The 24,460-nt window shown below is 66.6% G+C and carries 26 protein-coding genes; 14 read left to right on the plus strand and 12 right to left on the minus strand.

The genetic code is table 11. From position 1 onward, the window contains the following. The first annotated feature begins 5 nt into the window (after window positions 1-5). Together ACYVLV_RS10970 and ACYVLV_RS10975 are read left to right on the plus strand one after the other, a co-directional pair. Complete coding sequence (locus ACYVLV_RS10970) at window positions 6-1,631, plus strand: acyl-CoA dehydrogenase family protein (protein WP_460809900.1); 1,626 nt, start codon at window positions 6-8, stop codon at window positions 1,629-1,631. After that, entirely contained in the window at window positions 1,631-2,395 is a 765-nt protein-coding gene (locus tag ACYVLV_RS10975; protein WP_460809901.1) for a crotonase/enoyl-CoA hydratase family protein, read from the plus strand. The genes ACYVLV_RS10970 and ACYVLV_RS10975 overlap by 1 nt, the downstream gene beginning before the upstream one ends. 198 nt (window positions 2,396-2,593) lie before the next feature. On the opposite strand, the gene ACYVLV_RS10980 is transcribed toward ACYVLV_RS10975, so the two are convergent. After that, entirely contained in the window at window positions 2,594-2,761 is a 168-nt protein-coding gene (locus ACYVLV_RS10980; RefSeq protein WP_460809903.1) for a toxin-antitoxin system HicB family antitoxin, read from the minus strand. Between the two features lie 304 nt (window positions 2,762-3,065). Here ACYVLV_RS10980 and ACYVLV_RS10985 point away from each other — a divergent pair, with 304 nt between their 5' ends. Both ACYVLV_RS10985 and ACYVLV_RS10990 read left to right on the plus strand, forming a co-directional pair. Then, on the plus strand, window positions 3,066-3,299 hold the full coding sequence (locus ACYVLV_RS10985) for a ribbon-helix-helix domain-containing protein (RefSeq protein ID WP_460809904.1): 234 nt from the start codon (window positions 3,066-3,068) through the stop codon (window positions 3,297-3,299). A 3-nt stretch (window positions 3,300-3,302) separates the two neighbouring features. Then, window positions 3,303-3,617 carry a type II toxin-antitoxin system PemK/MazF family toxin gene (locus tag ACYVLV_RS10990; RefSeq protein WP_460809906.1) on the plus strand — a complete coding sequence of 105 codons (315 nt, stop codon included), beginning with the start codon at window positions 3,303-3,305 and terminating at the stop codon, window positions 3,615-3,617. 337 nt (window positions 3,618-3,954) lie between these two features. Here ACYVLV_RS10990 and glnA read toward each other — a convergent pair whose 3' ends face one another. Beyond that, a complete protein-coding gene (glnA, locus tag ACYVLV_RS10995) occupies window positions 3,955-5,379 on the minus strand; it encodes a type I glutamate--ammonia ligase (RefSeq protein WP_460809907.1) in 1,425 nt (474 codons plus the stop codon). A gap of 192 nt (window positions 5,380-5,571) precedes the next feature. Between glnA and ACYVLV_RS11000 the strand changes: the two genes are divergently transcribed. Then, window positions 5,572-5,988 (plus strand): RDD family protein, encoded by a 417-nt coding sequence (locus ACYVLV_RS11000; RefSeq protein WP_460809910.1) that lies wholly within the window; start codon window positions 5,572-5,574, stop codon window positions 5,986-5,988. Window positions 5,989-5,997: 9 nt separating this feature from the next. Next, on the plus strand, window positions 5,998-6,840 hold the full coding sequence (locus ACYVLV_RS11005; RefSeq protein ID WP_460809911.1) for a hypothetical protein: 843 nt from the start codon (window positions 5,998-6,000) through the stop codon (window positions 6,838-6,840). 18 nt (window positions 6,841-6,858) lie between these two features. On the opposite strand, the gene ACYVLV_RS11010 is transcribed toward ACYVLV_RS11005, so the two are convergent. From ACYVLV_RS11010 to lipB, 3 genes are all read right to left on the minus strand, one after another. After that, the gene (locus tag ACYVLV_RS11010; protein WP_460809912.1) at window positions 6,859-7,626 is read right to left on the minus strand and encodes a DUF4191 domain-containing protein; all 768 of its coding nucleotides are present in this window, start codon (window positions 7,624-7,626) and stop codon (window positions 6,859-6,861) included. 84 nt (window positions 7,627-7,710) lie between these two features. Beyond that, entirely contained in the window at window positions 7,711-8,652 is a 942-nt protein-coding gene (gene lipA / locus ACYVLV_RS11015; protein ID WP_460809914.1) for a lipoyl synthase, read from the minus strand. A 35-nt stretch (window positions 8,653-8,687) separates the two neighbouring features. Beyond that, the gene (gene lipB, locus ACYVLV_RS11020) at window positions 8,688-9,452 is read right to left on the minus strand and encodes a lipoyl(octanoyl) transferase LipB (protein WP_460809915.1); all 765 of its coding nucleotides are present in this window, start codon (window positions 9,450-9,452) and stop codon (window positions 8,688-8,690) included. Window positions 9,453-9,521: 69 nt separating this feature from the next. Between lipB and ACYVLV_RS11025 the strand changes: the two genes are divergently transcribed. After that, window positions 9,522-10,064, plus strand: coding sequence for a hypothetical protein (locus ACYVLV_RS11025; protein ID WP_460809917.1), 543 nt, complete (start codon window positions 9,522-9,524; stop codon window positions 10,062-10,064). A 23-nt stretch (window positions 10,065-10,087) separates the two neighbouring features. Here ACYVLV_RS11025 and ACYVLV_RS11030 read toward each other — a convergent pair whose 3' ends face one another. The 3 genes from ACYVLV_RS11030 to lpdA are packed head-to-tail and all read right to left on the minus strand — an operon-like array spanning window position 10,088 to window position 14,147. Further along, window positions 10,088-10,993 carry a TIGR01777 family oxidoreductase gene (locus tag ACYVLV_RS11030; RefSeq protein ID WP_460809919.1) on the minus strand — a complete coding sequence of 302 codons (906 nt, stop codon included), beginning with the start codon at window positions 10,991-10,993 and terminating at the stop codon, window positions 10,088-10,090. Between the two features lie 3 nt (window positions 10,994-10,996). After that, entirely contained in the window at window positions 10,997-12,739 is a 1,743-nt protein-coding gene (gene sucB / locus ACYVLV_RS11035; RefSeq protein WP_460809921.1) for a 2-oxoglutarate dehydrogenase, E2 component, dihydrolipoamide succinyltransferase, read from the minus strand. 16 nt (window positions 12,740-12,755) lie between these two features. Further along, window positions 12,756-14,147: a dihydrolipoyl dehydrogenase gene (lpdA, locus tag ACYVLV_RS11040; RefSeq protein WP_460809922.1), complete on the minus strand. Its 1,392-nt coding sequence runs from the start codon at window positions 14,145-14,147 to the stop codon at window positions 12,756-12,758. A 163-nt stretch (window positions 14,148-14,310) separates the two neighbouring features. On the opposite strand from lpdA, the gene ACYVLV_RS11045 reads away from it, so the two are divergent. After that, window positions 14,311-14,688, plus strand: coding sequence for a hypothetical protein (locus ACYVLV_RS11045; RefSeq protein ID WP_460809923.1), 378 nt, complete (start codon window positions 14,311-14,313; stop codon window positions 14,686-14,688). 27 nt (window positions 14,689-14,715) lie between these two features. Here ACYVLV_RS11045 and ACYVLV_RS11050 read toward each other — a convergent pair whose 3' ends face one another. Further along, entirely contained in the window at window positions 14,716-16,206 is a 1,491-nt protein-coding gene (locus ACYVLV_RS11050; RefSeq protein WP_460809925.1) for a leucyl aminopeptidase, read from the minus strand. 67 nt (window positions 16,207-16,273) lie between these two features. Next, on the minus strand, window positions 16,274-17,539 hold the full coding sequence (locus ACYVLV_RS11055) for an HNH endonuclease signature motif containing protein (RefSeq protein WP_460809928.1): 1,266 nt from the start codon (window positions 17,537-17,539) through the stop codon (window positions 16,274-16,276). Between the two features lie 313 nt (window positions 17,540-17,852). On the opposite strand from ACYVLV_RS11055, the gene ACYVLV_RS11060 reads away from it, so the two are divergent. Beyond that, on the plus strand, window positions 17,853-18,125 hold the full coding sequence (locus ACYVLV_RS11060) for a hypothetical protein (protein ID WP_460809930.1): 273 nt from the start codon (window positions 17,853-17,855) through the stop codon (window positions 18,123-18,125). Between the two features lie 193 nt (window positions 18,126-18,318). Here ACYVLV_RS11060 and ACYVLV_RS11065 read toward each other — a convergent pair whose 3' ends face one another. Together ACYVLV_RS11065 and ACYVLV_RS11070 are read right to left on the minus strand one after the other, a co-directional pair. Further along, a complete protein-coding gene (locus ACYVLV_RS11065; RefSeq protein WP_460809931.1) occupies window positions 18,319-18,858 on the minus strand; it encodes a YaeQ family protein in 540 nt (179 codons plus the stop codon). A gap of 208 nt (window positions 18,859-19,066) precedes the next feature. Beyond that, entirely contained in the window at window positions 19,067-19,750 is a 684-nt protein-coding gene (locus tag ACYVLV_RS11070; RefSeq protein ID WP_460809932.1) for a DUF4145 domain-containing protein, read from the minus strand. Window positions 19,751-20,062: 312 nt separating this feature from the next. Between ACYVLV_RS11070 and gcvT the strand changes: the two genes are divergently transcribed. The 5 genes from gcvT to ACYVLV_RS11095 all read left to right on the plus strand — a co-directional run bounded on the left by gcvT (window position 20,063) and on the right by ACYVLV_RS11095 (window position 24,460). Then, window positions 20,063-21,187, plus strand: a complete 1,125-nt coding sequence (gcvT, locus tag ACYVLV_RS11075; RefSeq protein ID WP_460809934.1) for a glycine cleavage system aminomethyltransferase GcvT — start codon at window positions 20,063-20,065, stop codon at window positions 21,185-21,187. 3 nt (window positions 21,188-21,190) lie between these two features. Continuing rightward, window positions 21,191-21,448: a hypothetical protein gene (locus ACYVLV_RS11080; RefSeq protein WP_460809936.1), complete on the plus strand. Its 258-nt coding sequence runs from the start codon at window positions 21,191-21,193 to the stop codon at window positions 21,446-21,448. A 79-nt stretch (window positions 21,449-21,527) separates the two neighbouring features. Then, complete coding sequence (locus ACYVLV_RS11085) at window positions 21,528-23,144, plus strand: hypothetical protein (protein ID WP_460809937.1); 1,617 nt, start codon at window positions 21,528-21,530, stop codon at window positions 23,142-23,144. Between the two features lie 21 nt (window positions 23,145-23,165). Then, window positions 23,166-23,978 carry a thymidylate synthase gene (locus ACYVLV_RS11090; RefSeq protein WP_460809938.1) on the plus strand — a complete coding sequence of 271 codons (813 nt, stop codon included), beginning with the start codon at window positions 23,166-23,168 and terminating at the stop codon, window positions 23,976-23,978. Then, on the plus strand, window positions 23,975-24,460 hold the full coding sequence (locus tag ACYVLV_RS11095; protein ID WP_460809939.1) for a dihydrofolate reductase: 486 nt from the start codon (window positions 23,975-23,977) through the stop codon (window positions 24,458-24,460). Before ACYVLV_RS11090 ends, ACYVLV_RS11095 begins: the two co-directional genes overlap by 4 nt.

The following is a 24,460-nucleotide window of genomic DNA, read 5'->3' on the forward strand; positions in this document are numbered from 1 at the left end:
TGCAGATGCCGGCTACTCATGAGGTTGTCAATCAGGTTCCGCCGCTAGTCGGCCACAACCCCAGCAACGATGCCGCGCTGCGGGAGGGGCTCGAACGGGAAGGTGCAGGTTGGGCGATGGGGGAGATCGCCGAGCTCGGCAGCTTGGCGGGCACATCAGAGGCCCAGCACCTCGGCCGATTGGCCGAACGCAACCCACCGCGACTGCTGACCCACGACCGCTACGGGCACCGCACCGATGAGGTCGAATACGACCCGGCGTACCACGAGTTGATGAAGGTCGCCGTGGGTCACGGCCTCCACGCCGCACCCTGGGCAGACGGACGTCCGGGCGCACACGTCGCGCGCGCCGGCAAGCTCATGTCGTGGAATGTCGATGCGGGTCATGCCTGCCCGATCTCGATGACCTATGCCGTCGTACCCGCCCTGCGTGCCAACGCCGACTTGTCGGCGCAGTTCGAGCCGCTCCTGACAAATAGGTTCTACGACTACGGTCTACGTGATCCGGCGACCAAGGCTGGTCTGATCGCGGGTATGTCGATGACCGAGAAGCAGGGCGGATCTGACGTCCGCGCCAACACCACGGCCGCGACCCCGCAGGCCGATGGGACATACGCGCTGGTCGGGCACAAGTGGTTCACCAGTGCCCCGATGAGTGACATGTTCCTCACCCTCGCCCAGGCACCCGGTGGCCTGTCGTGCTTTCTGGTGCCCCGGGTGCTGCCTGGCGGAGAGCGCAACGCCATGTCGCTGATGCGGGTGAAGGAGAAGCTCGGCAACAAGTCGAATGCTTCCTCTGAGATCGAGTACGACGGCGCCATCGGCTGGCTTGTCGGCGAGGAAGGCCGCGGCGTGCCCACCATCATCGAGATGGTCAACATGACCCGCCTCGACTGCGTCATCTCCACCGCCGCTGGCATGCGGACCGGCCTGCTCCAAGCCACGCACCATGCTCAGCATCGATCGGCCTTCGGTAAACCGTTGATCGACCAGCCGTTGATGCGCAATGTGCTCGCTGACCTGGCCGTTGAATCGGAAGCATCCACCACCGCTATGTTGCGTCTCGCTGGGGCCAATGACCGCGCCATCCACGGCGACGAGTCCGAGGCAGCCATGCGGCGGATCGCCCTGGCCGTCACCAAGTACTACGTCTGCAAGCGCGGCCCCATGCACGCCGCCGAAGCGCTGGAGTGCCTGGGCGGCAACGGCTACATCGAAGACTTCGACATGGCGCGCCTCTATCGCGAGATGCCGTTGGCCTCGGTGTGGGAAGGCTCCGGCAACGTTGCCGCGCTCGATGCACTTCGAGCCATGGCCAAAGAGCCCCACACACTCGATGCTTTCTTCGCTGAAGTCGAACTCGCCGACGGAACTGATGCCCGCTTTGATCAGGCGCTGACGAGGTTGAAGAAGGAGTTCACCTCCTTCGACGAGATCGAGCACCGAGCACGTCGGATCGTCGAGCAGATGGCTCTGGTCTTCCAAGGCTCGCTGTTGTTGCGGCACGCGCCGGCGGCCGTCGGCGATACGTTCTGTGCCACTCGTCTGGACCGAGACTGGGGTGGCGCTTTCGGGACTCTGCCGACCGGGCTCGATCTTGGACCGATCATCGACCGCGCAGTGGTTGCCTGATGCCGGTTGATGTCGAGAAGCGTGGGCCGGTCACGATCGTCACGATCAATCGGCCCGAGGTGCGCAATGCGGTGGACTCTGAGCATGCGAGTGCCCTGTACGACGCGTTCCTCGCCTTCGATGCGGACGATGACGCCAGCGTCGCGATCCTCACCGGGGCCGGCGGCACGTTCTGCGCTGGCGCCGACCTCCACGCGGTCAGAGACGGCACGATGCGCGCCGATCCGCCGGAGACCGACGGCCCGGCGCCCATGGGCCCCACCCGACTCATGCTGTCCAAGCCCGTCATAGCGGCTGTCGAAGGGCACGCGGTCGCAGGGGGTCTCGAACTGGCGCTGTGGTGCGACCTGCGCGTCTGCGACCCGGGCGTCGTCTTCGGGGTCTTTTGCCGCCGCTGGGGTGTGCCCCTTATCGACGGTGGCACCGTGCGTCTGCCGCAGCTGATCGGACGGTCGCAGGCACTAGACCTGATCCTCACGGGGCGTGCCGTCGAGGCCGTCGAGGCCTTGAGGATTGGCCTGACCAGCCGAATCAGCGCCCCGGGTTCAGCTCTGTCGGAGTCCATCGCGTTGGCGGAACAGCTAGCGGCGTTCCCCCAGACGTGTATGCGCCACGACAGGCTCTCTGTCTACGGCCAACAAGGCCAGTCCCTCGAGGACGGCATCGCCCAGGAGTGGGAGCACGGGGTCGAGTCGTTGCTCGAGGCGGTCGCGGGTGCTGGCCGCTTCGCTGATGGGGCTGGGCGACACGGAGCGTTCGGATGAGCGTCGATCAGGGCAGACGATAAGGGGCGAGCTCGTTGCGTACTCGTCTCCCGCAGTCCAGGACTGCACGAGACGGCTCCGCACGACGAAGAAAGTCAGCAGACCGGCCGCAACGACCAGCACGACACGTCCGGATCTCGGCAGATGTTTGCTCGGCCAGGGCGGGCCTTTGGCGGTCCGGCGCAGGCCGCCGAAGCTTCAGCCCGCAGCGAGCTTCTTGACCATGAGCTGGTTGAGGCTCATGTGCTGCTCGGCGGCGTGCATTGCCAGATCCCGATGAAGATGTTCACCGATGCGAACGTTGAATGTCCCGGAGTACTTGCGTTCGGCGTAGGGCTCAGGGACCTTCTCGCGGTTGCCGCGCATGTCGTCGACAACGCCGGCGACTAGTTCTTCGAGTCCCTCGATGGCTGGAGGTGGCTCGGCCCAAGGGTGGGTGACTCGGGCGGGACTTTTGGGCGGCGGACGTACTCGGCTGGTGAGTGTTCGAGGACCCCGTCGATGACACAGGTTCGGTAGAAGCCCGAGAGCACTGAGAGGCGCCGGGACACGGTCGAGGGCGGGGATGGCCGCGTGCGCACGCTACGCGGCAAATCCGCGCGCGCTGAGCACTCTATGCCGTTTTTACGCTCGCATCCCAAAGTGGGATTCGTTTGGGTAAGGTGGGTTCATGAGGATTCAGATCGCCGTTCGCCTTCCTGAGGAGATGGTGGCCTTCTTGGACCGCACGGTGGCCACCGGCAAGGCTCCTAGCCGGGCCGCGCTTGTCGCGGCGGCGGTTGAGCGGGAGATGCGTAGGCAGGCTGCCGAACACGACGCCCAAATCTTGCATGAAGACGGTCCCGCCGACGACCTCGACGATCTGGTGCAGTGGAGCAGCACCCGCCTCACGGTCGAGGACTGATCGGTGCGCGAGATATGCCTGGTGAAACTCGACAAGACCCGGCCGGCCCTGGTCCTGACCCGCGGAGCGGCGCGGGCCGCGATGACCAAGGTGACCGTCGCTCCCATCACCACCACCGTCAAGGGCCTGTCCAGTGAGGTCCTGCTCGGAGCCGACAACGGATTGGATCACGACTGCGTGGTCGCCCTCGACAACGTCATCACTGTTCCGGTGAACCTGCTCGGCCGAACCGTCGGGTACCTCAGTGCCGAACAGGAGTCTCAACTGGCGCGCGCCGTGGTCTTGGCCTACGACCTCGAGCTACCCCTGCTCGAATGAACTGCAGGCGCGCCCGCAGCGGCAGAACCGGATGTCTACGTGCGGGGACTGGAACGGTCCACCGGCCACATCACGCCGTCTTCAAGCCCCCAGGAGGGTTCCAGAAGGTGCCGTTCTCGATGCAGAGGTCACAGGCGAAGGCAGGCGTACTCCAGATCGCTATCGGCGCGGTGGAGCACGATCGGGATCCCACATCACACCTCAATCGCAGAGCGGACCCCCGGGGATGCGAAACGCCGCCGAACGACCACAAGGTCGCGCGGCGGCGTTTCTGCAGGTCAGTAGCGGATTCTTTCGGTCATTCATCGTTCATCGAAGGGCCGCCAGGCATGCAGGATCAGATGTCGTAGTAGAGCTCAAACTCATGCGGGTGCGGACGCAGCTGCACGGGCAGGATCTCGTTGGTGCGCTTGTAGTCGATCCACGTGTCGATCAGGTCGGGCGTGAAGACGTTGCCCACCGTCAGGAACTCGTGGTCGGCCTCGAGGTGATCGAGGACCGCGTTCAGCGAGGTCGGGACCTGGCGGATGTCGGCCATCTCGTCTGGCGGGAGCTCGTAGATGTCCTTGTCTACCGGGTCGGCCGGCTCGATCTTGTTCTTGATGCCGTCCAGGCCAGCGAGCAGCAGCGCCGAGAAGGCGAGGTACGGGTTGGCCGACGGGTCGGGGCAACGGAACTCGATGCGCTTGGCCTTCGGGTTCGAGCCCGTGATCGGGATCCGCACACAGGCCGAACGGTTACGCGAGGAGTAGAGCAACGAGATCGGCGCCTCGTAGCCCGGCACCAGGCGGTGGTAGGAGTTGACCGTCGGGTTGGTGAAGGCCAGCAGCGACGGGGCGTGCTTGAGAATCCCGCCGACGTAGTAGCGCGCCATGTCCGAGAGACCGCCGTACCCGGCCTCGTCGTAGAACAGGGGCTTGCCCTCGTTCCAGATCGACTGGTGCACGTGCATACCCGAGCCGTTGTCGCCGAAGATCGGCTTGGGCATGAAGGTCGCGGTCTTGCCGTTGCGCCACGCGGTGTTCTTGATGATGTACTTGAACTTCATCACGTCATCGGCGGCCTTGAGCAGCTCGTCGAAGCGGTAGTTGATCTCCGCCTGGCCGGCCGTGCCGACTTCGTGGTGGGCGCGCTCGACGTGCAGTCCGGCCTTCTCGAGCTCGATGACCATCTCGTCACGCAGCTCACCGAAGTGGTCGGTCGGGGCGACAGGGAAGTAGCCGCCCTTGTAGGGGACCTTGTAGCCGCGGTTGTCGTTCTCGAAGGAGTCGCCGGTGTTCCAGGCGCCCGCGGTCGAGTTGATCTCGTAGAAACCGGTGTTCGCCTTGGTCTCGAAGCGCACGTTGTCGAAGACGTAGAACTCGGCCTCGGGGGCGAAAAAGGCCTGGTCGCCGACGCCGGTGGTGGCGAGGTACGCCATGGCCTTCTTGGCGATGTTGCGCGGGTCGCGGGAGTAAGGCTCACCGGTGAGCGGGTCGTGGATGAAGAAGTTGACCACGAGGGTCTTGGCGATTCGGAAGGGGTCGATCCAAGCAGTCGTCACGTCCGGGAACAACTGCATGTCAGACTCGTGGATCGCCTGGAACCCACGGATGGAGGAGCCGTCGAAACCGAGACCGTCTTCAAAGACGCTCTGGTCGAACGACGAGACCGGAATGGTGAAGTGCTGCATCACGCCAGGGAGATCGCAGAAGCGAACGTCGACCATCGAGACGTCTTCATCCTTGAGGTACTTCAGCAGCTCGTCGCTGTTCTGGAACATTCATTCCTCCTTGGTGGACCCAATGGGCCGACCGCAAAAAAGCCTGTGAGTGGGACCGGGCGCGACGTTGCACTCGGCGAACTAAAAGCGACCCTAGGGACGGGCAGTTTCTCGACCGTATCCAATTTGTTTCAGCGAGGTAAACAACCTCCGCATGTGGGACACCCTACGGGGACCGATAGCGTGGATGCCGTGGCCGACCTCCCGTTCGAAACCGCCTCCTGGCGGCGGCGTTTCCTGGCGTTGTTCATCGACTGGATCGCCTCGATCCTCGTGGTGGTGGCCATCTTCGGCACCGAGACCTACACCGACGCCCGCGGCGCCGAGCGGTTCTACGTCCTCGGGGTGTTCATCGTCGAGGCGGCCCTCTTCACCTGGTTGGCAGGTGGATCCTTCGGGAAACTCCTCACGGGCCTGCGCGTCGTCTCCGCCCGCGGGACCGCCGGCGGGTTGTTCAACCCGGTGACTCTCTTGGCCCGGCAGGCACTCATCGCACTGGTCATACCCGCCCTCGTCTTCCGTCCCGACGGTCGAGGACTGCACGATGTCCTGACCGGCACGGCCACGGTCACCAAGGATGTCTTCGAAGGACTACGCGCCCCGCGTTAAAGTCGAGCCATGCGCCTTCCGTCCGTACGCCGTGCCGCCACCGCCGGTGCGATCGCTCTGTCCCTGACTGCCCTGGGTGCCTGCGGCAGTTCTGACCCGCTCGAGTCCGCGAGCACCGCGCCCTCGAGCGAGGCCGACGACCCCTCCGCCAGCGCCGAACCTGCCGAGCCTTCTGCCTCAGCCGCCGAGGCGGATTCGGATCGATCGACGGCGGGGGAGCAGGTCGACGCGAACGAGTTCCTCGCGCTGTTCCGCGACTCCTTCGAGCAGGCGACCACCGCCACCATCGCCCTCAAGACTGGCGGACAGTTCGCCGTCCAAGGCACCGGCGCCATCGACTTCACCCAGGACCCGTTGGCCATGCAGATGTCGATGGACATCCCCAACGCGCCAGGTCCTCTGGAGCTGATCCTCCTCGACGGGGTGATGTATCAGGGTCAGGGCCAGCCGAACGGCAAGTTCTTCGCCTTCGACCTCAGCGACCCGTCCAGCCCCTTCGGCAAGGACTTCACCGATCAACTCGACCCGCGAGCCTCGATGGACACCTTCGAGGAAGGGCTCGAGAGCGTCACCTTCGTGGGGGAGAAGAACGGCCTGCGGACCTTCGCCCTGGTCGTCGACTCCGCCGCCCTGCTCGAGGGGGCCGGGGCCGACGCCGAGGCCGGCGCCGGCGTGCTGCCGGACACGATCGAGTACGAGATGAGCCTGGACGAGGACGGCTTCTTCCGCGCCTTCACCGCCGACCTCGGTGCCGAGACCGGGACCTTCGAGGCGTCGTACGACAACTGGGGCGAGCCGGTCTCGATCAAGGCGCCCAAGGAGTCACAGATCGCGCAACTGCCCGGTGCCTAGAGAGTCGGAACCGCGGGGTCAGCGGCCGCGGCTGTTGCCGCGCTGGCCCTTCATGCTCGTGGGGATCGGGCCCTTGGGGATCGGCATGTTCGACTTCTGCGCGTCCAGGGCCTTGAGCCGGTTCAGGATGTCGGTCATCTCGGCGGGCTTGACCTTGCGACCCAACTTCTGCACGTGGCGGGCCAGCTTGCCCAGCGGGACCTGACCGTCCCCGTTGCCGCAGATGACTTCGTGGAGCGGGACCTCGGAGGCCACGCGCTCGTGCTTGCGGCGCTCGCTGATCAGCAGGGTCTTGACGCGGGTGGGGTTGCCCTCACCGACGAGGGTGATGCCCGGAGGTCCCACGACGCGGTGCACGACGTCCTGATGCTTGTTGAAAGCGATGGCTGGGTCAGTCTTCCAACCGCGTTTGAGCATCCGCAGAGCAGCGGCGGCCGCACCAGGCTGACCGTCCATCTGGGCGTACGCCGCCTTCTGGGCACGTCGACCGAAGACGATCAGGGCCGCGGTGAGGCCGAAGAAGAAGGCGCCGACGCCCGCGATGACCCAACCGATGGTGCCGTCACCGGGCAGGACCGTGAAGATCAAGAACCCGAGGGCGGCGCCGACGACGAAGGATCCGAGGACCCACCACCCGATGGCGGTGTCGCTCTTCTTCGCCATCTTGTAGGTCTCGACGATCTGGCGTCGACGACTCATCTTCTCGGGGTTCGTCTCCGACTTGCTCGCCTTGCGGGCCAGCTTCTTCTCGGCCCGCGTGGGCTTCGGGGTCTCGTTCTTGGCCATGGCCGGAGCGCTGCCTTACGTTCGTGAGTTGACGGGGACGGGTCCAACGGGTCTGACTGGTCGGTCAGGTGCGCGTCGACCGGCTCAGACGGTAGCGCCCTCGCGGGCGTCCATCGCCTGACGGTACAACCGACCGGCCCGGTAGGACGAACGGACCAGTGGTCCGGACATCACCCCGGAGAAGCCGATCTCGTCTGCTTCGTCCTTCAACTCCACGAACTCCTGGGGCTTGACCCAGCGCTCGACGGGGTGGTGGCGCGGGGAGGGGCGGAGGTACTGGGTGATGGTGATCAGCTCGCACCCGGCCCCGTGCAGGTCGCGCAGGGCCTGGGTGACCTCCTCGCGGGTTTCGCCCATGCCGAGGATCAGGTTGGACTTGGTGATCAGACCGAAGTCGCGGGCCTGGGTGATCACGTCCAGTGAGCGCTCGTAGGTGAAGGCCGGGCGGATCCGCTTGAAAATCCGCGGCACCGTTTCGACGTTGTGGGCCAGCACCTCGGGGCGCGACTCGAAGACCTCGCGCAGCAGGTCGGGCTTGCCGTTGAAGTCGGGGATGAGGTTCTCGACCCCGGTGTCGGGGTTCAGTTCGTGGATCATCCGCACGGTCTCGGCGTACAACCAGGCGCCACCGTCGGGCTGGTCGTCGCGGGCGACACCGGTGATGGTGGCGTAGCGCAACTGCATCTTCTGGACCGACTCGGCGACCCGTCGCGGCTCGTCGCGATCGATCGGTTCGGGCTTGCCGGTGTCGATCTGACAGAAGTCGCAGCGGCGGGTGCACTGGTCGCCCCCGATGAGGAACGTGGCTTCCCGGTCCTCCCAGCATTCGAAGATGTTGGGGCAGGCCGCTTCCTGGCACACGGTGTGCAGCCCTTCGGCCTTCACCATTGCTTGGAGGGCCTTGTATTCAGGGCCCATCCTGGCTTTCGTCTTGATCCATTCGGGCTTGCGCTCGATGGGGGTCTCAGCGTTGCGGACCTCGAGACGGAGGAGTTTGCGTTGGCCGGGCTCAGGAGTGCTAGACACGCTCTACAGCGTACGCCGTCGGACCAGCCGGACCATCACGGCGTGAGGAGTTCGATCCTGGGCCCACGACCAGGCTCGGGTCGGGGGTCGTAGTCGGGTGTCGGGGTGTAGTCGTTCCACGCCAACAGATCGGAGAAGTGGCGTCGGCAGGCGGGCAGAACGTCCTGCACGGTCACCGGTTCGCCGACTTCGTGGCTCAGCGTGGTGACGCCCGCGTCGGCGATCCCGCAGGGGACGAAACGGTCGTACCACGCGAGGTCGACGTCGCAGTTGAGGGAGAAACCGTGCATGGCCACACCCCGGCTGACCCGGATCCCGATGGCGGCGACCTTGCGCTCGGGGCCCCTGTCGTCGGCCCGCAACCACACGCCGCTGCGGCCGGGAACCCGGGCGGTGGTGACCCCGAACTCGGCGCAGACGCCGATCAGGGCCTCCTCGACGCGGCGTACGTAGTCGACGACCAGGACGTGGCCCGGGAGCCGCACGATGGGATAGCCGACCAGTTGGCCGGGGCCGTGGAAGGTGATCTTGCCGCCACGGTCGACGTCGATGACGTCGGCTCCGCCGGAGTCCGCGGGCCGCTCGTGGGGTTCGGTGCGCTTGCCAGCGGTGTAGACCGGTGGGTGCTCGAGCAACAACACCGTGTCGGGCCGTGACCCGTCGACGACTCCGGCGTGCACCTCGCGTTGGAGGTCCCAGGCCCTCAGGTAGTCCAGGGCTGCGTCGCCGAGGCCGACCTCTTCGAAGGTTCCGGCGAACTCACGCACGGACCCGGTGCTGGACGAGGAAGAACTGCTCACGCGAACGACCCTACTCCGAGGCTGTGGATAACTTCTGCGCCCCGGCGCTCGAGCCGGTAGGACTGGGGTATGCCGATCTCGATGAGTCGATCCTGGGTGATGGTCCTCGTCCTGGTCGGCGCGGGATTCACCGTGGGGGTGGTCGCCCTGGTTCTGCTGAGGGCAGCACCCCAGCCGGATCCACGGGCCGTGGTGTCGGAGGCGGCGCTGGAGGCCCGCACTCTGATGCGACCATCCCGCACCCAGGGTCTGATCGTCCTGCGCGAGTGGGACGCACGCCGTGCCCGGGCCTGGGCCACCGGCGATCTGCAGGCCCTCCGTGGCCTGTACACCGATGAGGCGGAGGCAGGAAGGACCGATCGAGCGATGCTGCGGCGATGGGTCGACCGAGGGCTGAGAATCGAATCGCTGCAGACCCAGGTACGGGGAGCGACCGTGGTGACCCGCAGTCCTCGTCGCCTCGTCATCGTGGTCACCGACCGCATCGCCGGAGGCTACGCCGCGCGGGGTGCCCGCAGAGTCGCCCTGCCGCGCGACCGCTGGTCCACCCGTCGGATCACCCTGAAGCGACTGGAGGGCCGCTGGATGGTGGCGGACGTACGCCGGGGCTAGACCTGACAGGTAAGGCGGTGCGGCTACTTGAGCCCGGTGCGGAGCACGCCGTGGACCTCACGGTCCTGGAACTCGTACCCGGCGGCCTCCAGGGCATCTGGTCGCACGTTGAGCGATCCCAGGAGTTCGGGGGCCATCTCGCCCGCTGCGACCTTGAGGAACGACTTGGGCACCCGCGCGAACGACGGACGCTCCAGCGCCTCGGCCAATGCTTTGGTGAACTCCTCGTTGGTGGGCGTCACCGGACAGCAGAAGTTGAAGGGCCCGGAGGCGTCGTCGTGCTCGGCGAGGTGGATCACCCCACCGACCCAGTCCCGCAACGAGATCATCGCCATGTGCTGTTGGCCGTTGCCGAGTTTCCCGCCGAGACCTAGCTTGAACAGCAACCTCAGCTTGCTCAACGGATCGCTGGCGCGGTCCATCACCGGAGCGGTCCGCAGGAAACACACGCGTGCCCCTGCGGCCACGGCCGCATCGGCCGCAGCCTGCCAGTCCCGGGTGACCTCGGTCAGGAGTGCGTTCCCGCGGCTGTCGGACTCCTCGGTGAGGATCTGTGCCCCGTGATCCCCGTAGTAGGAGATCCCGTTACCCGCCAGGAACGCAGGCTTCCGATCCGACGCCGCGATCGCCTCGGCCAGGACCTGGGTGGTCCTGACCCGGCTCTCCCGCAGTTCGCGGGCCCACTTCTTGGAGTGCGGGTTCCCCACGGTGGGAGAGCCGGCGAGGTTGATGACCACATCGGCTTTCTCGATCCGGGCGTGATCGAGCTGACCGGCGGGGGCGGCGTACGGGTCCCACGTCGACTCGTCGGGCGCCGAGGAGGGTTGGCGGACGAGCGAGGTCACCGAGTGACCTCGCCCGACCAGGGCAGCGCTCAGGTTCGTACCGAGGAACCCGGAACTACCCGCCAACAGGATCGAGAGGGGCACGAGTCAGACCTCGAACTGACCGGTTTCGAGGCGCTGCTTCACGTCGGCGAGGAAGCGTGCCGCGTCGGCACCGTCGACGAGTCGGTGGTCGTAGGTCAGCGCGAGGTAGACCATCTGACGTACGGCGATGGTCTCGCCCAGGTTCGCGTCATCGATCACCACTGCGCGCTTGACCACCGAACCGGTGCCGAGGATCGCGACCTGCGGCTGGTTGATGATCGGCGTGTCGAACAGCGCGCCACGGCTACCGGTGTTGGTGAGCGTGAACGTGCCGCCCGACAGGTCGTCCGGACCGATCTTGTTGGTCCGGGTGCGCTCGGCGACGTCGCTGATCTTCCGCGCCAGCCCGGCGATCGAGAGGTCACCCGCGTCCTTGATGACGGGGGTGAGCAGGCCCTTCTCGGTGTCGACGGCGATGGAGAGGTTCTCCCTGTCGAAGTAGGTGACCTCGCCGGCCTCCATGTCGATCGCCGCGTTCAGGGAGGGGTGTTCCTTCAGCGCGTCCACGGTCGCCTTGGCGAAGAACGGCATGTAGGAGAGCTTCACGCCCTCACGCTCGGCGAAGGCGACCTTGTGGGCGTCGCGCAGCCGGGAGATTGATGTGACGTCAACCTCGACCACCGTGGTCAACTGGGCGGCGACCTGGAGGGACTCGACCATCCGGGTCGCGATGACCTTGCGCAGTCGCGACATCTTCTCGGTCTTGCCACGCAGCGGGGACGGCGAGGAGGACGGTGCCTTGGGGGCGGCTGAACTGCTCCCGGCGGAACTGCTGCTGGAGGCAGCAGGAGCCGACTCGGCGGCGGGCTCGGGAGCCTTGGCGGCCTCCGCGGCGGCCAGCACGTCCTGCTTGCGGACCCGTCCGCCCACACCGCTGCCCTCGATCGTGTCGAGGTCGACGCCGTGCTGGTCGGCCAACTTGCGGACCAGGGGGGTGACGTAGGTCGAGGAACTCGATCCCGACGAGGAGCTCGACGCTGCGGCCGGCTTCTCCTTCGCAGGCTCGGGCTCGGGGGCCTTCTCGGACTTCGGCTCCGGCTCGGGCTCCTTCTTGGCCTCGGGCTCGGGCTCGGGCTCTGGTTCAGGCTCGGACTTGGACGGCGCAGCGTCCGCGGACCCGATCAGAGCCAGCTCGGCACCGACCTCGACCGTCTCGTCCTCTTCGGCCTTGATCTCCAGCAGGGTCCCGGCCACGGGGGAGGGGATCTCGGTGTCGACCTTGTCGGTGGAGACCTCCAGCAGTGGCTCGTCCACGGCGACCTCGTCGCCCACGGACTTCAGCCAGCGCATGATCGTGCCCTCGGTGACCGACTCACCCAGCGCGGGCAGGGTCACCGGGGTGGACTCGCCGCCGCCGGAAGCGGCCGGCTTCTCGGGCTCGGACTCCTCCTCGGCTTCCGGCTCGGGCTCGGGCTCCGGCTCGGGCTCGGGTTCCGGCTCGGCTTCCGCTTCCGCTTCGGGCTCTTCCTCCGGCTCGGGCTCGGCTTCGGACTCGCCGCTGCCCTCGCCCTCTTCGCCGATGATGGCCAATATCGCACCCACCTCGACGGTGGCGTCCTCTTCGGCCTTGATCTCCAGCAGGGTCCCGGCCACGGGGGAGGGGATCTCGGTGTCGACCTTGTCGGTCGAGACCTCCAGGAGCGGCTCGTCCACCGCGACGGTGTCACCGACCTGCTTGAGCCATTGGGTGACGGTGCCTTCGGTGACAGATTCGCCGAGTGCGGGCAGATTCACTTCGGTGGACATGGGCTCGATCCTTTGCTCAGGCGTGGGCGTGCAGTGGTTTGCCAGCGAGGGCCAGGTGGGCCTCGCCGAGGGCTTCGTGCTGGGTGGGGTGTGCGTGGATCAGTGTGGCGACGTCATCGGCGTGCGCCTCCCAGTTGTAGATGAGTTGTGCCTCCCCGATCAGTTCGCCGACCCGTTCGCCGACGAGGTGTACGCCGACCACTGGGCCGTCGGTGTGGCGAACGAGTTTGACGAATCCCTGCGTCTTGAGGATCTGGCTCTTGCCGTTGCCCCCCAGATCGTAGGTGACGGTGTCGATCGCGTCATCGCCGAACTCGGCGCGCGCGTCGGCTTCGGTCAGCCCTACGGAGGCGACCTCGGGGTTGGAGTAGGTGACCCGTGGGATCCCGCTGTCCGGAACCGGTACGGGGTCCAGACCGGCGATCTGCTCGGCCACCAGGATGCCCTGACCGAAGCCGCGGTGGGCAAGCTGTGGGCCGGGCACGATGTCGCCCACGGCGTACACGTTGTCCAGGTTGGTCCGGCAGTGATCGTCGGCAAGGACGAACCCGCGGTCCATCTCCACGCCCTGCTCGGCGAAGCCGAGTCCGTCCGTGGCGGGCCCGCGACCGACGGCCATCAGAAGCAGGTCGGCGCTCAGCGTGTCGCCGTCCTCGAAGGAGACGTCGACCCCGTCGTCGCGGGTGGTGACCCCTGAGACGGGGGACCCGGTGCGGAGTTTGATCTTGCGCTTCTTGAACGCCCGCTCGAGTGCGGCGGAGGACGCCTCGTCCTCGGCCGCGATCAGTCGGGGGAGTGCCTCGACGATGGTCACCTCTGCTCCGAAGCTGCGCCAGACACTGGCGAACTCGCACCCGATGACGCCGCCACCGAGCACGATCACCGAGGCGGGAACCTCCTCGAGGGTCAACGCCTGTTCGGAGGTCAGCACGCGGGATCCGTCGATGTCCACGCCCGGGATGGTGCGGGGGTAGGAGCCCGAGGCGAGGACCACGTTGCGACCGGCGTACGCCGTGCCGTCCACGGTCACCTGCAACGGTCCGGTCAGTTGTCCGGCGCCTTCGATCAGGGTGATGCCGCGACTGCTGACCAGGCCGGTGAGGCCCTTGTACAGGCGCTTCACCACGCCATCCTTGTAGGCGTTCACCGCGGGCATATCGATGCCGTCGAGTGTGGCGCGGACGCCGAACTGTTCGGCGTGGCTGGCATTGTCGGCGACTTCAGCAGCGTGGAGCAGCGCCTTGGTGGGGATACAACCCACATGCAGGCAGGTGCCGCCCAGCTTGCTCTTCTCGACGAGTCCCACCGAGAGGCCCAGTTCGGCGGCACGTAGCGCGCAGGCGTACCCCCCTGAACCGGCCCCGAGGATGAGCACGTCGAAGGTGCCGTCGGTCTCTGGATTCGACATGGGTACGACGGATCTCCTCTCGCAGCGTGTGATCCGTCACCCATCCTTGCACTTCATCGCGGCGGTCGAACACCCGCACCGAGGTGCTTTCGATCTTTGCTACCCAACCGTTGTAGAACGGGTCGGGATGGCCCTGCTGGGTAGTAGCAGGCAAACTAGGCGCATGGGTTTGATGGATCGGTTCCGACGCGGACCGCGACAACGGATGAGCAAGCCGGCACGCGACGCTGCTCGCACCGGATCGACGCGGGTGCGCGCCGCCGACAAGGTGGACACCGAGCACCTGGAGAACTTCGTCACCAGCAAGACCGGTGTCGAGGGCTTCGTGGAGCCGCGGACCGCGGTCAGCGAGGTCACCTTGCTGCTGGTGGCGCACGACGGGGAGTGGACCCGGCGACGGGTTCCGTCGGTCAACTGGGCCCACGACTTCGCCAACCAGCACCAGGTCCCGTCCTATGACGCCGGTCTGGTCGGGATCCCGCAGCGGATGCGCGACTACAACTCGCGGATCAAGCAGCAACGCAAGGAGCAGGGGCTCTAACGAACCCCCGCTCCCGGCGTCTGACGTCTACTTCTGAGACAGCGCCCGGGCGAACTCGACCAGCGTGGGCACGGCGAAGCCAGTGCCGCCGGCGGTGATGTGGCCGACCGGTCCGCCACCGTTGAATCCGGGGCCCGCGATGTCGAGGTGTGCCCACGGCAGTCCGCCGGTGAACTCACGCAGGAAGGCACCGGCGAAGAGTCCACCGCCCCACCTGATCCAGTCGACCTGAGCGAGGTCGGCGACCTTGCTGGACTTGATCCGGGTCTCCATGTGCTCGGGCAGCGGCATCGGCCAGTGCAACTCACCCGCCGCGTCCGAGGCGGACATCACCTGGGCGACGATGTCCTCGCTGCCCATGACTCCGGCGATGTGGTCGCCGAGAGCGACGACCATCGCGCCGGTCAGGGTGGCGACGTCGAGGATCACGTCGGGCTTCTTCTCCACCGCGCGGCCCAGGGCGTCGGCGAGGACCAGGCGGCCCTCGGCGTCGGTGTTCTGCACCTCGACGGTGGTTCCGTCGTACATCGTCAGGACGTCGCCGGGTCGGGTCGCGTCACCGGAGAGCATGTTCTCGGCCATGGCGGCGTAGGTGCTGACCTGGATCGGTAGACCCAGCTCGGCGATCGCGTACGTCGCCGCGATGACCGCAGCAGCACCGGCCATGTCGCTCTTCATTTCGTGCATCCCCGAGGCGGGCTTGATCGACAGGCCGCCGGAGTCGAAGGTGATGCCTTTGCCGACCAGCGCGAGGTGCATCTTCGCGCCACGCGGCTTGTAGTTGAGTTCCACCAGACGGGGCGGGGCCGCGGAGCCGCGGCCGACGCCGATCAGGCCGCCACAGCCGAGCTCGGCGAGCTTGGTCTCGTCCAGGACCGTCACGGTGACCTTGTTGGCGCCACGGCGGTAGGCCTTGCCAGCCTCGACGGCGGCATCGGCGAAGACGGGCGGGGTCAGGTCTCCGGGAGGGGTGTTCACCCAACCGCGGGCCTGGATTACCGCGGCCGCGATGGCCTGGGCCTCGGCGAACGCGTCGGTGGCCTCCTTCTTGCGGCCGATCGGGCTGAGCCACACCACTTCACTGGGCGTCGAGGCGTCAGCGCCGGACTTGTAGTCGTTGAAGGTGTAGCTGCCCAGGAGGAAACCCTCCGCGGCGGCGCGCACCAGGGCGGCATCCTCGCAAGGGAGGGAAATCGCCACGGACGCGGCGTTGCCGACGGCCCGAGCGGCGGCGCCGGCTCCACGGCGAACGCTGTCGCCGGTCTCTTCGGCACCCAGGCCGACCAGCACGAGCACCGAGGCAGAGATGGTCCCGTTCGTCGGGATCTTCGTGGTCTCACCGGCCTTGCCGGTCACCCCGAGGGAGGCCAACATCGGCGCGAACTTACGGCCGTAGGCCTTGGCGACATCCTCACCCCCGCTGGCGACGGTTGGGGTCTCCCCGGACCGGACTCCGACCACGACGACGTCGGCTTTGGTCTTGGCTGGGCTCGCGTTGCGCAAGGTAAAAGAAGTCACGGTCGCACCTTAGACGACCCCATCCACCGAGCGATCAGGGTCGTATGGCGAGCCGGTCGCGGTGGGTCTACACGCGGCGGTGGAAGGTGATGGTGCCGTCGGGTCTGATTTCGTGGGCGTAGTCGTGGTGGTGGATCAGGGTGTGATGTCGCGGGCACAGGACGGCTGTCTTACTCAGGTCCGTGCCCCCGCCCTGGTGCCACGGGTCGAGGTGATGCATGTGGCACATTCCGCTCGGCCAATCACAGTTCGCTGCCTGGCAGGTGGGGTGTTCGATGCTGGCCGCGATGCGCTGGCTCTTCGAGTGGTAGCGGCGGGTGCGGCCTAGGTCGAGGACCTGGGAGGCCCCGTTGAGGACGACGGGCAGGATTCCCGCTTCACAGGCGATGCGTCGGGCCTGTCCGGGGCTGATGGGTTCTCCGGTGTCGAGGTGGGCGGGCTTGAGGCCACCGATCAGGGTGTCGTAATCGAGGTGGATCACTGCGGTCGCGGAGATGCCGCCCGATCGAGGTGCGTCGTCTGCCCGGAAGGACTCGATGAGTTCACAGAACGCCTCACCCATCCGCTTCGGCGTCGCTGCCCGCTCAGCCTTCTCCGTCTTGTCGGTTTCATTCGCCGCCTGGTGTTTCGGGGCAGCGAAGGCCAGCAGCAATTTCCGGAACATCGCGCCCTGTGCGGAGGGGATGACGAACCGTCCGCGCACGGCACCGGACCCGTCGTCGTGCATGGTCAGCTTGGTCTGGTTGCGGGCTGAGTCTTCTTCCTTCGCCAACTGCTCGGCTTCGTAGGCTTCGGCCCCTTCGGGGTCGAGGACCTCCCAGACCCTCCAACCCAGGATTTTCAACGTTTTGGCGTCGAACTCGGAAGCGTTCTCGATCAGGGTTGATTCGACCTTGGCGACGGTCTGGGGTGGGCACTTGTCGGTCGGCAACGATTCCACCGCGTGAGTGATGACGGTGGCCTGCTCGAGGTGCAGCCCACCGCTGGCGAGAGCGCAACGGGTCTGCTCGCGAGCGTCGAGAGCCTTCGCTTCCCGGACCCGACGGTTGGCTTCGGTGCGGGTGAGCTTCGAGGAGTGGGCCAACCAGTTCGCGGTACTGGTCCCACCGGCATGGGCGGCGACATCACGCCGGTCTGCCTCGAGGAGAACGCGCCGCCCCATCTCCGCAACCTGCGCCTCGAGTTCCGCGAGAAGCAGCGCGGTATCGCCGACCTCGGTGTCTTCCATCGACCACGTCTGCGTCTCGACCAACTCGCTGAGACCTGTCTTGATCTGGCGTGCGAAAGCACTGATCGGGTGTCCCCGGTCGGTGGTGCTCTCGTCTTTGGCCATGTGCCTATTCCAGCACCGCGCACCGACAGTGGTGCCTCGAAGAAGGCGTTATCCACAGCAATGATTGTCACGAAAAGATAACGATGAATACGCGCCCACGTCCACGCTGTCAGCCACCAAGTCTCTGTCGGATTTGCTGCGTCTATAGCGGGGAAACGACGCGCCTGTGAACGGCAGGATGCGCAGCGCGTCCAACGCGCTGCCGCCTAGCAGCTGCAGCGTCGATGCCGTCTCTGGTTGCCAACTCACCCTGTGGTGTGCGGTGCAGCCACATGGGTACCTTCGGACCACCGACAATCGAAGGAAGTGCCTCATGGGTCTCTTCAAGGTCAACAGAACTCCGCAGGCACAAGCAGAACGGGACGTCAGGATCAACGGCCGGATAAGCCATCGCAGCCTCCGAGAGCTCCAGGACCAACTTCACGCCGTGGGAGACCTTGGCCTCGATCTAGACGAGGCCCTCCGTAGCCCGAGCCAACGCCAAAGGGTCGACATCACCACTCTCATCAAGGCATTGGCCATCGCGACAGAAACTGCCGAGCTGGCGCTCGCGGAAGTCGTTGCACTCCGGCAGGCTCTCGAGTGACCTAACAGACACCGATCAACGGGGCCGCCTGCCGTGACATGACGCAGTCGCGGGGGAATGGGCTAGGTCTGCTGGCGCCGATTGGTGCGGCAGGCCCGTTCGTGCCGCAGCCCTTCCAGTCCTGCTGGATCTCGCGGCGCTGAAGTGCCGCGCGGCGACAGTGAAGCCGATGGGGTGGGGTAGGTCCGCACCGCTAGCTGATCGGGTGATCGTGGACCGCCGATGAGAGGTGTAGGCCGTTCAGCTCGAGGTAGAGCTGTCGCTCGGTGACAGTAAGTGTGAGCGCGTTGCGGCGCTTTATCGCGTCCACCGCGGAATCGATGAACCCGGGCTCAAAGCTGTGCAGGACGATCTCCTCGGCGCGATGTATCTTCGCCCCCATCCACGGCGCCAGCACCCTGGTCGGGTCGCGGTGCGTGTAGATCGTCGTGCGCTCGGCCGCCTTGCTGCCCGTGTGAAGGCGCGCGGCATCCGGCGCCCCGACTTCGATCCAGGCCAGCAGCTTCCCGCTCAGGTCGCGCACGAGCACCGCCGGGTCGGCGGTCGCCGAGATTCCGTCGCTGAACGTGATGCCGTCTTCGAATTCGAGGCAGTAGGCGAGCACACGCGTCACGAGGTACGCGTAGGTCTCTGATGGATGCCGCGCCGCGCGAAGCGTGAACTGCTCGTAGACGCCGCGATCCGTGTCGGCCAACTCAATCTCGAACGTGTACATCGTCGCACCGGCTGCCATGGGGTTCATGCTGGCCCAAGTGGCGTTCTGACGTCGAATGACTTGAGTCCTCGATAGTGGTGTAGCGCGGTCGCATGCTGCTGAGCGCATGGTTCGCAGCGCCCAGTGCCATCGCCGATGGTGTGTAGTGGGGACCCTCGCTTCATCGACAACCAACCGCACGAGTGGACGTCCGCTGCACGTGCCGGCAGGGGGCGATTCGACCGTTTCAGATGGTCAACGTCTCCTGAGGGTCAATGTCGGGCTCGTCAGAAGAATCCGCCGCGTCCATTCGGGCATCCAACTCGTAGGCCAAGATCAACAACTGCTCAGTAAAGGTGGCGACGTCGACCGCCTGTGCTGCGGTGATCGGGAGCAGCGCGTGATTCGCGTCGTTGCCGACATCCTTGATCCGCTCGACCCACTTCATCATCCGCGGCGTAACGAGACCCTGGGTCTGCAGGTGTTTCGCACATTCGGCGAAGCCCGGAGCGAAGCCCTTCCCATTGGTGGGCGGAAGGTCGTGGGTCACTGCGATGTGGAATAGGAGCTTGCGGCAGAGCATGACGGCAGCAGTGTGCGCGCCGACGCCGAGACAGGCCCTGGCTTCTTCCCATACCAAAGCTTCGTCGTTCGGAACGCCCAGTGGCGTCCGGAGCGGTTGTACGCCCGGCTGGATGGCACCGTCCTGTCGCACATAGCCCTTCTGGCACGAGACGCAGCGAAACCACGTTGTGAGGGAGTGCTGCTGCTTGTAGTTCCCATCTGTCTCGGCCGCGACGACGAGGGCCTGGCTTTGACCGCAGTACGGGCAGGGCGCGTCCGACCATGTCTCGCTCTCGCCAAGCGAGAAACCCTTGATTGCCTTGTCCTGAGCGGTTCCGAGCAGATGTGTGACAGAACTGTTTGCCATGGCCGTGACCCTAGGGGCAAACGCCGACAGTTAGCAGGCGACTGGGCCAGACGATCGATCTGGTCCAGTTCGACTCGATCAGAGTCGGGGATGCGCGTTAGCGTCATTCTGGGTGGAATGTGCGTGATCACCCACCGGAGAATGATTCTGCGATTGACACTGGTCTTGAAGAGATAGTCGAGTACGTCGGCGATCGCGCAAGCCGATCTCAGCGTCTCCACTCTTTGACATCGGCAGGCTCATGCATCAAGCACCCGTGTCGCTAAAGCAGCAGTCCCCGATTGCGCGGTACTCCTGCGATAGGTTCGCAACATGGTGCCTGCCGACGATCAGACTCAAGGTCCCCTCCGCTCGCCTCTCCACGAGAGGCATGAGGCACTCGGCGCGAAGTTCGCGGAGTTCGGTGGGTGGTCGATGCCGATGGAGTACTCCACCGGCGTCGTGAAGGAACACAACGCGGTGCGGTCCTCGGTCGGCATCTTCGACGTCAGCCACCTCGGTAAGGCGATGATCGTCGGACCCGGTGCGGCGGACTTCATCAACGCCACGTTGTCCAACGACCTGGGCAAGATCGGTCCCGGACAGGCGCAGTACACGCTGTGCTGTGACGAGGAGAGCGGCGGGATCGTCGACGACCTCATCGCCTACTACCGCGACGACGAGCACGTCCTGATCATGCCCAACGCCGCGAACGCCGCCGAGGTGCTGAGTCGCCTGCGCGCAGCCGCCCCCGAGGACATCAAGGTCATCGACCACCACACCGAGTACGCCGTCCTCGCGATCCAGGGGACCCGCTCGGATGAGGTCCTCACCGAGCTCGGGCTGCCGGCCGGACACGACTACATGACCTTCGCCGAGGGCGACTACGACAACGCCGGGGTGGTGGTCTGCCGCACCGGCTACACCGGTGAACGCGGCTATGAGTTGATCGTCGCGGCCGACGGCGCCGGATCCCTGTGGGACGGACTGCTCGAAGCGGGGGCCGCCTTCGACATCGCACCGTGCGGCCTGGGCGCTCGCGACACCCTGCGCACCGAGATGGGCTACCCGCTCCACGGGCAGGACATCACCCTGGACGTCACTCCCAACCAGGCACGTCTGGGCTGGGCCGTGGGCTGGAAGAAGGACGCGTTCTGGGGCCGCGACGCCCTCCTTGCCGAGAAGGAGGCCGGGCCCGCTCGCCGACTCGTCGGTCTGCTCTCGACGGGGCGTGCCATCCCGCGTCCGCACATGTCGGTCTCCCTGACCCCCGATGTCCTCCTCGGGGAAATCACCTCCGGGACCTTCTCGCCGACCCTCAAGCAGGGGATCGGTCTGGCCCTGCTCTCGACGTCGGTCGCCCCCGACGCCGAGGTCGGCGTCGACGTCCGCGGACGACGTGAGATCTTCAAGATCGTCCCGCTGCCATTCGTCGACACCTCCGTGAAAGAGTCCTGAGCCATGTCCCTGCCCGAACAGCCCAGCACCTTCCGAGAGCCCACCCCCGCCGAGCGCCCCTGGTGGTGGCGGCTGGAGGGCGTCGAGGGCGGACCCGCCGAGGTTCCCGGTGAGTACGCCGACCAACGCTTCGCCTCGCAGGCCGACGCCGAGTCGTGGGTCGGAGCCATCTGGGCTGACCTCGCCGACGAGGGCGTAGCCGCCGTGACGCTGCACGAGCACGACCGTGAGGTCTACGGGCCGATGTCGCTGGAGGCCTGACCCGATCTGACTCCCGGGTCAGCCCTCGCACTGCGGGCTACCGTGGAGGACGACCAGTCATCTGCGGAAAGAGCCAGCGATGCGCGAAGCGGGCGATGCCGCATCCGAGACCGCCTTCGACGCCTACGCGTCGGCACGCTGGTCCGCGCTGGTCCGGGTCGCGGCCCTGCTGGGCACCCCCGATCACCTGGCCCCTGAGGTCGCCCGGGCTGCGCTGGCTCGCACCCAAGCGGCGTGGGCAGGCCGGGACCCGATCGATCCCGACCGCGCGACCCGGCGGGCCCTGCTCGAGGAGCGTCGGCTGGCCGATGCCTTCTGGGTCAGCGGGGGGCCCGCATCCTCGCTCGATCAGCCCGAGTCCCGACGCGCGTTGGAAGCGCGCTTGGGTGGCCTGATCGTCTCGGACCGGGCCACGGTTCTCTGGGGCGCGCTGGTCGGTCCCGAGGAGACCGACGGTCTTGAGCTCCAACCGAGTGCCGACGAGATCCGCCGCGTCGCGGAACTGCTCGTCGTACCGCCCCTGGACGCCGCGGCGATCGCCGAGACCCGCGCGCACCACAGGCGGGCAGCGCGGCGAAGGGTGAGCATCTTCGTGGCGGTCGGGGCGGTGCTGATCGCGCTCCTGGGAACCTCGGCTCTCCTCGGTGACCCCGGCGAGGATCCCACCCGGCCCGTGGCCACCGACCCCGAGCCTGCGCAGGCCGAGGTCTCGCGAACCCTCGTGGAGGTGGCCGCGGCCGACAACCCCGCGCCGGTTCCCTGGTACTCCGAGGGGGCGCTGCACCTGGACCAGTCGATCATGCGCATCCCCACCGTTCGGAGGGTCGCCCAACTCGGGAACGGTGGCGTGGTGCTGACCTACTCGGGTGCCCTGGTCCAGATCGATGACGCCGGGGTGCGGACCGATCTCGCGGACCTGTCGCGTCTGGCCGAAGCGGCATCCTTCGTGGTCTCCGACGCCGACGGGCTGGTCGCCTGGGTCGAGGTGGAGCCGAACCCGGACCCGGTGGACGAGCGACCGTTCACCCTGGTTGTGCGGGACACCACCCGACGAATTGATCTCCTGCGGATGTTCGTCGACCCCGCCTCGGTTCCGGTGGCCGTCGATGCCCGCGCCGTCTACTTCAACCAACCCGACAAGAGCGTGAGGATCGCCCTGGGCCGCGAGGAGTACGCCGAAGCCCCGCGTGCCGACGACATCGAGCTCGATCCCCGCCGCCTGGTCGCCGCCGCCGGACCGACCCGGGTCTACCGGATCGGAGAGAGACGACTGGAGGTCGAGCACGCCCTGTTGAACCGCTCCTTCGAGATCGCCGGAACCGGCGCCGAGCTGGCCGATGACGGGGGCTACCTCGCCACCAGGACCTACTCCGACGAGACCGCCTACGGCCGGGTGCACATCTACGAGCTGCCCAGTGGCACCGAGATCGACAACGGACTCGATTCCTCGCAGTACGTCCCCATCGACGTCGAGCTCGGTCCCCGCGACACGATCACCTATCTGCTCGCCGAGGTGGGCCCGGGCGGCGGTCCCGCCACCGACGAGGGGGGAGCGGAGCGCCTCGACCTGTTCACCTGCAACCTCTCTGAGAGGTACCTCCGCTTCGCGGTGGCCGCCGGCGATACGTCGCCGGATCGTTGCTCGGTCCAGGCGCGCATCGCCACCTCGGGAGTGGCGACCTTCCTGGGCGGCTAGGGGGACCACTAGGTTGATCCCGTGCAGCAATACCTGGATCTGGTCCGACACATCCTCGACCACGGCGTAGAGAAGGGTGACCGCACCGGCACCGGGACGAAGAGCGTCTTCGGGCACCAGATGCGCTTCGACCTGAACGCTGGCTTTCCCCTGGTGACGACCAAGAAGGTCCACACACGGTCGATCTTCGCCGAACTGCTGTGGTTCCTGCGTGGGGACACCAACGTGACGTGGCTGCAGGATCGTGGCGTCTCGATCTGGGACGAGTGGGCGGACGACTCCGGTGACCTCGGGCCGATCTACGGCTACCAGTGGCGGTCGTGGCCGACCCCGAACGGGCAACACGTCGACCAGCTCGCCGAACTCGTCGCCCGGCTACGCAGCGACCCGGACTCACGTCGCCACATCATCTCCGCGTGGAACGTCGCCGACATCCCCCAGATGGCGCTCCCGCCGTGTCACACCATGTTCCAGTTCTACGTCGCTCCCGGTGTCGACGGCGAGCCCGGCAAGCTCTCCTGCCAGCTCTACCAACGCTCCGCGGACGTGTTCCTCGGCGTGCCGTTCAACATCGCCTCCTACGCCTTGCTCACCCACATGGTCGCCCAGGTGACCGGGCTCGGGGTCGGCGACTTCGTGCACACCCTCGGTGACGCTCACCTCTACAGCAACCACCTCGAACAGGCGCGGCTCCAACTCACCCGCGAACCCCGGCCGCTTCCCCGGCTGGTGCTCGACCCCACCATCACCGACCTGGCCGACTTCGACCTCGAACACATCGCGGTCGAGGGCTACGACCCACACCCTGGGATCAAGGCTCCCATCGCCGTATGACGCCCGGTGGCAAGCGTGTGGCACTCGTCGCGGCGGTGGCCCGCAACCGGGTGATCGGCAATGGCCCGGACATCCCGTGGCGGTTGCCGGGGGAGCAGGCGCAGTTCAAGGCCCTCACGATGGGCCACATCCTGCTGATGGGACGCACGACGTACGAGTCGATCGGCCGGCCCTTGCCGGGTCGCACGACTATCGTCCTGACCACCGACGAGGCCTGGACCGCCGACGGCGTTCTGGTCGCCCACTCGGTCCAGGAGGCTCTGGCCCTGGCCGATCAGCAACCCGGCGACGTGATGGTCGCCGGCGGGGGAGCGGTCTACCGGGCCACGCTCGACCTGGCCGACGAGCAGATCATCTCCGAGGTGCCGCAGACACCCGAGGGAGACGTCCACTACCCACCCCTCGACCCAGAAGCCTGGGAGGAACAGCAACGTGAAGTCTTCGAGGGCTACGAACGCGTCCGGTGGACCCGTCGGACGTAG

This window comes from Nocardioides salsibiostraticola (assembly GCF_054783655.1).

What these genes read in the sequence shown, in the direction of transcription:
- ACYVLV_RS11045 (WP_460809923.1), top strand. Translation starts at nt 14,311, where the DNA reads ATGGGTTTGATGGATCGGTTCCGACGCGGACCGCGACAACGGATGAGC.
- ACYVLV_RS10980 (WP_460809903.1), bottom strand. Translation starts at nt 2,761, where the DNA reads ATGCGCGGCAACCGCGAGAAGGTCCCTGAGCCCTACGCCGAACGCAAG.
- ACYVLV_RS11070 (WP_460809932.1), bottom strand. Translation starts at nt 19,750, where the DNA reads ATGGCAAACAGTTCTGTCACACATCTGCTCGGAACCGCTCAGGACAAG.
- ACYVLV_RS11080 (WP_460809936.1), top strand. Translation starts at nt 21,191, where the DNA reads ATGTCCCTGCCCGAACAGCCCAGCACCTTCCGAGAGCCCACCCCCGCC.
- ACYVLV_RS11065 (WP_460809931.1), bottom strand. Translation starts at nt 18,858, where the DNA reads ATGGCAGCCGGTGCGACGATGTACACGTTCGAGATTGAGTTGGCCGAC.
- lpdA (WP_460809922.1), bottom strand. Translation starts at nt 14,147, where the DNA reads ATGTCGAATCCAGAGACCGACGGCACCTTCGACGTGCTCATCCTCGGG.
- ACYVLV_RS11085 (WP_460809937.1), top strand. Translation starts at nt 21,528, where the DNA reads ATGCGCGAAGCGGGCGATGCCGCATCCGAGACCGCCTTCGACGCCTAC.
- ACYVLV_RS11025 (WP_460809917.1), top strand. Translation starts at nt 9,522, where the DNA reads ATGCCGATCTCGATGAGTCGATCCTGGGTGATGGTCCTCGTCCTGGTC.
- ACYVLV_RS11005 (WP_460809911.1), top strand. Translation starts at nt 5,998, where the DNA reads ATGCGCCTTCCGTCCGTACGCCGTGCCGCCACCGCCGGTGCGATCGCT.
- ACYVLV_RS11095 (WP_460809939.1), top strand. Translation starts at nt 23,975, where the DNA reads ATGACGCCCGGTGGCAAGCGTGTGGCACTCGTCGCGGCGGTGGCCCGC.
- glnA (WP_460809907.1), bottom strand. Translation starts at nt 5,379, where the DNA reads ATGTTCCAGAACAGCGACGAGCTGCTGAAGTACCTCAAGGATGAAGAC.
- ACYVLV_RS11055 (WP_460809928.1), bottom strand. Translation starts at nt 17,539, where the DNA reads ATGGCCAAAGACGAGAGCACCACCGACCGGGGACACCCGATCAGTGCT.
- gcvT (WP_460809934.1), top strand. Translation starts at nt 20,063, where the DNA reads ATGGTGCCTGCCGACGATCAGACTCAAGGTCCCCTCCGCTCGCCTCTC.
- ACYVLV_RS10975 (WP_460809901.1), top strand. Translation starts at nt 1,631, where the DNA reads ATGCCGGTTGATGTCGAGAAGCGTGGGCCGGTCACGATCGTCACGATC.
- ACYVLV_RS10985 (WP_460809904.1), top strand. Translation starts at nt 3,066, where the DNA reads ATGAGGATTCAGATCGCCGTTCGCCTTCCTGAGGAGATGGTGGCCTTC.
- ACYVLV_RS11010 (WP_460809912.1), bottom strand. Translation starts at nt 7,626, where the DNA reads ATGGCCAAGAACGAGACCCCGAAGCCCACGCGGGCCGAGAAGAAGCTG.
- sucB (WP_460809921.1), bottom strand. Translation starts at nt 12,739, where the DNA reads ATGTCCACCGAAGTGAATCTGCCCGCACTCGGCGAATCTGTCACCGAA.
- ACYVLV_RS10970 (WP_460809900.1), top strand. Translation starts at nt 6, where the DNA reads ATGCCGGCTACTCATGAGGTTGTCAATCAGGTTCCGCCGCTAGTCGGC.
- ACYVLV_RS11060 (WP_460809930.1), top strand. Translation starts at nt 17,853, where the DNA reads ATGGGTCTCTTCAAGGTCAACAGAACTCCGCAGGCACAAGCAGAACGG.